8 protein-coding genes are annotated in these 7,777 nt (G+C 38.6%); 5 read left to right on the forward strand and 3 right to left on the reverse strand.

Annotated features, from left to right (window positions below):
• The 3 genes from IBX40_09160 to IBX40_09170 form a co-directional block, all read right to left on the reverse strand.
• The coding region (locus tag IBX40_09160; GenBank protein MBE0524482.1) for a DUF1156 domain-containing protein at positions 1-942 on the reverse strand (942 nt) is incomplete at its 3' end.
• 39 nt (positions 943-981) lie between these two features.
• The gene (locus IBX40_09165) at positions 982-1,623 is read right to left on the reverse strand and encodes a DUF3780 domain-containing protein (protein MBE0524483.1); all 642 of its coding nucleotides are present in this window, start codon (positions 1,621-1,623) and stop codon (positions 982-984) included.
• A gap of 194 nt (positions 1,624-1,817) precedes the next feature.
• Positions 1,818-3,455, reverse strand: coding sequence for an IS1634 family transposase (locus IBX40_09170; GenBank protein ID MBE0524484.1), 1,638 nt, complete (start codon positions 3,453-3,455; stop codon positions 1,818-1,820).
• Between the two features lie 626 nt (positions 3,456-4,081).
• Here IBX40_09170 and IBX40_09175 point away from each other — a divergent pair.
• The 5 genes from IBX40_09175 (at position 4,082) to IBX40_09195 (ending at position 7,220) form a co-directional block, all read left to right on the forward strand.
• Positions 4,082-4,429, forward strand: a complete 348-nt coding sequence (locus tag IBX40_09175; GenBank protein MBE0524485.1) for a DUF4158 domain-containing protein — start codon at positions 4,082-4,084, stop codon at positions 4,427-4,429.
• Between the two features lie 996 nt (positions 4,430-5,425).
• On the forward strand, positions 5,426-6,103 hold the full coding sequence (locus IBX40_09180; protein MBE0524486.1) for a hypothetical protein: 678 nt from the start codon (positions 5,426-5,428) through the stop codon (positions 6,101-6,103).
• Positions 6,103-6,255 carry a lmo0937 family membrane protein gene (locus IBX40_09185; protein MBE0524487.1) on the forward strand — a complete coding sequence of 51 codons (153 nt, stop codon included), beginning with the start codon at positions 6,103-6,105 and terminating at the stop codon, positions 6,253-6,255. Before IBX40_09180 ends, IBX40_09185 begins: the two co-directional genes overlap by 1 nt.
• 426 nt (positions 6,256-6,681) lie before the next feature.
• Positions 6,682-6,927, forward strand: coding sequence for a hypothetical protein (locus tag IBX40_09190; protein MBE0524488.1), 246 nt, complete (start codon positions 6,682-6,684; stop codon positions 6,925-6,927).
• A gap of 5 nt (positions 6,928-6,932) precedes the next feature.
• Complete coding sequence (locus IBX40_09195; protein MBE0524489.1) at positions 6,933-7,220, forward strand: hypothetical protein; 288 nt, start codon at positions 6,933-6,935, stop codon at positions 7,218-7,220.
• Positions 7,221-7,777: the final 557 nt, after the last annotated feature.

A 7,777-nucleotide genomic window follows, 5' to 3' on the forward strand; every position in this document is an offset into this window, starting at 1 on the left:
TTGAAAAAAAGATGAAATGTTCAAACCGAAAAAGCTATTATAATGTGTCTTTCCAATAATCCATGAAGGGGCAAGTGGTACTTTCCACCCACACTCTGGACATACAACTTCTACGCAGTAAAGATACGCATCAGCTCTCCAACCCTGCTCATTATGCTCAATTCCCCACTCGCTTATCTGCTCATCAACTGCTTCATAAATCTCTTTTTGAGTCTCATGGACCTGTTCAACGACATCGTCACCGCCACCGATTATGTTGAGTCCAGCCCAGGTTAGAAGAGTAGCTACTGGATTTAAATCGGAACCGAAAACATCACATCCGATTCGTGCAGCTTCAAAAGGTACGCTTCCACCACCACAGAAACAATCACCAACTTTTGGAGCGTGTCCAAATTCTCTCTCTCCAAGCTCTTTCATCAGTTCTTGAATGTCCGATGCATTTGTTCCGAGATGTGAATTAATTTTATTCCACAATTCTGGATTCCTACTGTCTATTTGTTCTGGACGGAAAGTATAATTGAGTTTTTGATCGTAAGTGAGCCGATTGAAAACTAGTTTTTGGATATCATTCTTTTGTTCACGAGTGAGTCCTGGTTTGAAAGAGAGCTTAGTGTTTGTGGAATCTGCTGGCAACCACATATCCTTCTCACGTAAAGTCAAATGTTCAGCAATTTCCTTTACAGGAATATTCGATTTCTTTCGTAACCACATCCCCTCATCATCCATGGTCAGTATCTTGAGAAATATTTCCCGGTCTTTTAGTGGATTATCCGATGTTGGCATCAGAAGACCAAGTATTGCTGCTCTGACAAGTATCAATGGTTTGCGACCCCACCATTTCCCAAGGCCTGTAAGAGTTTGTCCTCCCCCGGCTTTTCTCTCTTTATAACTTTCCTTTGACACCTTCGAAACCGGAAATTGTGTTTCAATAAATGATTTCATAAATATCCCAACATTTCATTTTCATAAACACTCAACACATCACATCGTATACTGAGTTAAAAGACCCTGTTGCATACCATTTGAACCTTTTTTCTCACCATCGACCTTATCCATCTTTGAGATCAAACCCACCCTTTGCTCTGGCTGGGATGCAGAGATCGGGTTTTCAGTCAAAGCGAATCTCACTGCCTTGCGCCACCCGATATTTTTCCCATATATCGCCTGTCCTGTCGCAGCATTGGTCATTGTGAACAGCCACCACCGCTCCTCAGGTGTCAGACCCAGCCAGTTCATAATTGCTGTAGGAACCCGTCCAGGGTCAGCATCTTCAATAGCCCATGCCAGAAGCACCAGTTCCTTGCCGAACAACCGGGACATAGGTGTCAGCCCGTTAACTTTCCATCCTCCCCCTTTCATACCCCCTTTCCGCAAACGGCGGTTGAACTCATCCTTAACAGCATCAGCAATTGCCTCCCATTTCTCACGGGAAAGAATCACTCGCAGCCGTTCATCGGTATCTGCCTTGACAACCCGGATTTTTGTGTCCCACTGGCCCTTTTCCCAGGACATATGTTCAGTAATATGTACATCTGCTGATCTGGAAGACAGAGAGACCTGGAAATAATGCTCTGAATCGGATGGATCAAAACCAAAACCTTTCACAGAAGGCTTTGCGACCATCACTGCTCAACCTCATCACTCTTGACTTCCTTCTTCTCATCAGCGGCAAAACCGGTCAGATGCTGTCCTGTAGGGAACCACACACTACCCGCATCAATATTGACCTGCCCATCACTATATCCCATCTTTGAGTAAATTTCACTAAAAAAATTACCATAATCGAATGCATTAGAGCCAATAACCCTAAAAAATAGTTACAAATCTGTAGGTATACATTCCTTTACATCAAAACCTGGTCTCTTGACCATCATTTTCTTAAATATTTCCTCAAGTTCATCCTCTAATTTAATTGGTCTCCACAATTTAAGTCGTTTCTTCAGCATTTCATTTTCATACAAACCTTCAACAGCATTCCCAGATCTGATCAACTCCTTCAATTCCCCAAACGAATAGTATATCTTCCTTTCATTTAAAGCCACATTTAACAATGACATCAGGAGATAACCAAAAACAACCATGACAGTATGTGTTTCGATGCGGTCATCTCGACTATGATAAACTGGATCAATCTCCAAATCGGATTTCAAGGCTCTAAATCCTTGTTCAACAATATCTCTACTTTTATAGATCTTTATTAATTCCCCAGCAGATAACCCCTGATGATTTGTAAACAAAACAAAAAATCCATATCCTTTTTTTCTGGCTTCAATCACCTTCTCTTTAATTTTTACCTCTATTTTCCGATCTTTCTTAACAATTTCCAAAGCTTTCTTCAGATGATATTTAGATATCTGCATCTTGATATCATCCTGATTTTCACCATCTTTTGCCATCTTTTTTATATATTCTACTTTTCGATCCAATATCTTGCATTTAAGTTCCATGATATCTGGATTATAGCAAACAAGGACTCTCGATTTTCTTTCGTAAACATCTTCATCCATTATTTTACCATAAATTTTTGTAATCACATTCCTGGATTTTTCTTTTGAATATATCACCGGCAAAGCAGTTTTGTCAACTTTTTTTATGATTTTGCCGCTGGTGCTTGTTTTGACCATAGAAATAAAATATATTCCTTTCTTTTTAAGCTCCAGAAGATGGTCAATATTATTTTCATTTACATTGCCTTGATCAAAAATAACAAATTTTTCTTTGATATGTGATGTAAGCTTTTGATATCTGGTATTGATTCGATCTATGAAATCCCTAAACATATTTACATCTTGAGTATTACCAGGATATGTATCTGCAAAAAGAGGGACGTGTTGGTTATTTACACCCAGTATCAAGTTTATCTGAGGTGAGCCTTTTCTCTCATTTCTGCTGCAATATCCAAAACGAACCATATCAGTTTCTTTATCTTTCCATATTTTTATTCTCGTTGCATCTATTATTAAATGTTGCAAGTCGAGATGATATATTTTAGCAGCATTCTTAATGGCATCATTCATTATATCCCCCATGTTGCGATAGAGAATATCCATAAATTCATAATCTTCCTCGAAATATTTCATATCTGTGGAATCTTTCAAAATTGAATGTTCTAATCTGATTTTGATGAGTTTTCGTTTACTTACTGGAAATAAAGTTCTGAGAATTATTATGTTATTTAATGCCTCAGCGATCCGTTTATCTTTTGTGTATTTTTCTAATACTTTACTGAAATCGATGGAATTTGCTATACTTCCAAGAATCATTTCTCCACTGTAGCTGACTTCTTTTTCGTTTTTAAGTGGTTTGATCTGAAGTTCAGCTAATATTTTCAAAGCTTCATTGATTTGACCTAGGTAAATGTAGGATGATTTTATTTTCTTTCCTTCTCGTTCATTTTTTTTGAGGGCGATGTAGGTCTTTGTTTTTCTTTTGATTTCATGGATGTGCCAACTCATTATATATAGTATGTATATGATAATATTTAAATATTATGCTTATTGATATTGATTATTATAAAAAATATGTATACATACATTCCTTCTTTTTTATAAAAATACAGGTGAGAAAAACAGTGGCAGTGGAGTATGCTATTTTGAAGAAAATTGATTTTAGAAGTTACGAAGATCAGGGGTGATTTCTGAAAAATAGGGAGATTGTTAGTGATTTTTCTAACAGAAATGAGTTCTCAAAGATGGGATATAAGGGTATCACGGCCATTCGTGTGAAAATATACGCTAAGGTTAAATATTAGTTTAAACACGATTTTAAACCATTAAATAATAGATAAATCTATTTTCTGCTATAATGATTACTTTCACTTGAAAATATGTTGATTTTATTTTTATTTTATATTAAACAGAAAATATACGATATATATTTCAATTAATGTGAAAATATACGTTAATATTTTCATAATTTCACTAAATTTGGATTAAGGGTATCACCAGTATTTCTACGTACACGCACGCTAAGTAATTAGGCGTCGTTGTTTTCCAAATTATCTCTCTTCAACCTTTTATTTCCAGTAAAAGGAAAGGAAATCTTCATAAACAAAGCAAGAAGGTACAATACGTGCATTTACATGAAGAATTTGCACTTTTCTCAGGATCAGTTAGTACAGGTTGCCAAACTCTCAGATGTGGATATAGTTTTAATTGATGAATGTCGAGGGGAGCAGAATAAGTTAGGGTTAGGGTATCAGCTTGGTTTTTTTCGTTTGTTCAATCAGTTTCCTGCACAAATGCCTTTCGAGCCAATAGAGGATTTAGTAGCCTACATGAGCTTTCAGCTTGATATCGCTCTTTGCCTCATCGAGCAATATAAAAATCGACGGCAGACTATTGCAGAACACAGAAAACGCATCCAGGAGTATTTGCATCTCAAACCGTTTTATCCTGAAGGAGTGGAATTGCTGAACGATTTCCTTTAAAGGGGGTATCCACTTAACTCCCGAAACTTCAATTCGGTGGATGTTCTTCTATCGGCTTATATAATAAGCCGTATCAACAGACCCTAATCCATACAAATCTATGGTTGCTGGGGGAAAATGTTAATAAAACGGGAGTTAAGTGGATACCCCCATTTCCTTTATAACGAGGCATTGAAAATAGAGCCGACAGACTCACTACTGGTAAAAGCAACGCATTTTTTGCAGGACAATCGTATTCTCAATCCTGCTGAGGATACATTGAGGCGAACTATTTATGAGCAGCGAAAAAAGGCCAGGAGCTATATTTTTGAAAAGTATTAACGCTCAACTTTCTTCTGCACTCAAGGAACGCCTAGATTCACTGTTACAACCCTGTCAACAAACTATCTCACCATTTCAGCAGGTAAAAAATGTACCGAAAAAACCGTCTGAATCCGGAATGAGACCGCTCTCTGAAAAGCTATCACTGATTGAACAAACCGACGCATTAACGATTGACCTCAACTGGTTGAATAACAATTACAAAAGACACCTGAGCAGCTACGCAATTAACAGTGACGCACAACGGTTACGGAGGTTAACGTCGATGCATCGGTATGCTTCTCTCATTTGCTTCTTGCAAGATGCCTACCAGGATGTCATTGATTATATCATTATATCTTCGACATGTACGCAAAAGCACTAACAAGCGTATATTCTCAGGCAGAAACACATGTTAATAACTATAATAAGGGTCTTAACCAGATTGCAACATGGGATAAAAGAGAATCTTACATCAATAGTATATCTGACTTAAAGAGGTTGGTGAATAAAGTACCAATGGATTTAGGGGGGATTGGTAAGTACCCCGCTATTGGGATCCAAAAAGATTATCTATTATAAGTTATAAAAGGTATAAATTGTATAGGGGTACAATTGTTATCTAATATCCATCTTATTATTGGGAATCATTGTCCTCTATAATAATTAATTTCTATCAAGTAAGGGGTGAGATATATGTATTTATTTAGCTGGGGCGATGTTCCGGGAAAAGATAGTGGAAAACTCATAGAGTATCTGGAGCAGAACTATGGTGTCGATTGGGTAAGAACAGCAAAGATTGAAAAGATCGATAACAATGAAATAAGGATAGCGACTGAAAAGAACGTTCTTTCGCTAAGCCTTTACAATGCAAACACTAGGGTAACCTTAACAATCAACAAAGTTAGAACTGATGACTTTATTGTGAAGGTTGAAAATAGCAAGCTAAACATATACAAAGATGTTGAGCAAGAAAAGAAAGATATCAGGCAGGGAGTCAAAGTGAAAGGAATCAGCTACCCCTACTCGTGGCTAGCCGGTTTGGTCATAGTGGGTCTGATATTCGTGGCCTTGATGGGCTACTATGGCACCCAGGGCCCGGGCATATTCTCCCCGCGCGAGGCGTTCTTCGTGATTGGCGCTTCCATAATTATCCTGGCTGGCGCGTCGGTGTATCTGCTCTTGACGTTGCGGGACACTATAAGCGTCCTCAAGATCCACGAGGAGGAACTGCAATCCGCGCGCGACGTGGCGCAGGAGAAGCGTATCACCTCGCTTGAGGGCACGCGTGTCACCTCCCTGGAGCCGCAACTTGCGACCCTGGAGACCCGCGTCACTGCACTGGAGCGCGAGCGAGCCAAGGAGGTTAAATAATGGATCTATTATGGACATTAGTAGGGGTACTGTTGATCCTGTGGGTATTGGGATTTTCAATCGGTGGAGTTGGTAGCTTAATCCATATATTGCTGGTCATTGCCATCATCGTTATACTGATCAGAATAATCGAAGGTCGTAGGCCATTATAATCGCCAACAAAGTTTATATATCTATAAAATTTCGTATTTTATTTTTTCTAAAGACCAAGTGGGGAAACTATTTGGTCGGAAATTAAGTAAAGAACGAAATCAAAGGAGTTAGAAAATATAGCAGAACAAGGAAGCATGCAAGCTGAAGCTAAATTGAAAGAAGCGCAAGCTAAATTAAAAGAAGCAGAAGCTAAATTAGCAGAGTCAGAAGCTAAATTAAAAGAGTGCGAATTGCACCTGAAAGCAAAATAGATAACTTCAGGATAGGAGAGATCAATAGATGTAAAAAGTCTATTGGTTTCTTTTTTTTTGAAGCGAAAAAACATACTGGTTGACAATCAATAAAGCTGACTGCCGGCGCAACGCTGGACTGTTAAGTATATAATTACAGAAACTTACATAATATAACATTGTGGAGGCAAATTTATGGGAGAAGAATCTATGGAAGAAAAATTTGTGGAAGGAGACGAAATAAAGCAGATATATAAAACACTCAATGACCTGAGTATGAAAATGGATCACGAAATTGAAGAACTAACTAAATCAATTGAGAATACACTTGGGGAGAAACAAGGATATGCTGAGGCGAAGATAAACGATAATCCTCTTGCTTATGTGGCAGGAGCATTCGTCGGCGGAGTGATAGTGGGTTACGTGATGGGCAGGGGATAAAACTAGTGCAGCAACGTATAATAGATTTCCTTAGCGGCCTTTCAAAATCGATGATCCAGGGCTTTACCGAAGCGCATGGTGAAATTGGCAATTCCATAGAAGAAAGTATAGAGAAATTCAGTAAAAATTTATTCAGTATCGGGATTGCGCTCTCTATCGCTGGCACTGGATTTTTCTTGATCTTCTGGGGAATTGCATCCGCCATTGATGCGACGTTCGCCATGAGAGGCCTGGGATATGTACTGGTAGGTTTACTTGGAGTACTGACCGGAGCGCTTGTATATAAGAAATAGAGCTGGCTGGAACAGAAATATATTAAAATTTAAAATTAGGAGGTACAGGGATCAAAACTGCGGGTCTTGACGAAGGTCCATTAGTTCCCAAGGCTGAAAAAGCAATAGAGACAGGCGATCCGAAAGATGTCATACATTTCATCAATCACATTACCGAGGAAGAACTTCAAAGAAGATTCAAACTGGTCTATTCCAAAAAAGATTATGACGAGAACGATGTGATTGCTGGCAGGGAATACGTCCAGGCGTTCATCGGATTCGTGGTATAAGGGTATCACCAGTATTTCTACGTACACGCACGCTAAGTTATTAGGCATCGTTGTTTGCCAAATTATCTATCTTCAACCTTTTATTTCCAGTAAAACCCCAATGAGCCAGTCAGCACAGGCACGCAAGGATGAAAAAGGTGTAGGTTGTATTCTTACATGGCATGGGTAATGAAAGCCGAGTTCTTTTTGGGTCTTTTAGAACCCGTCAGTAAAACTGGCTAATATCATCGCAGGCACGAATGTGGCTTAGACCACGTATAGGAAATTGTCTTGCAAGGATTATTAATT

Source organism: Methanosarcinales archaeon, from assembly GCA_014859725.1.
Classification (GTDB): Archaea; Halobacteriota; Methanosarcinia; order Methanosarcinales; family Methanocomedenaceae; genus Kmv04.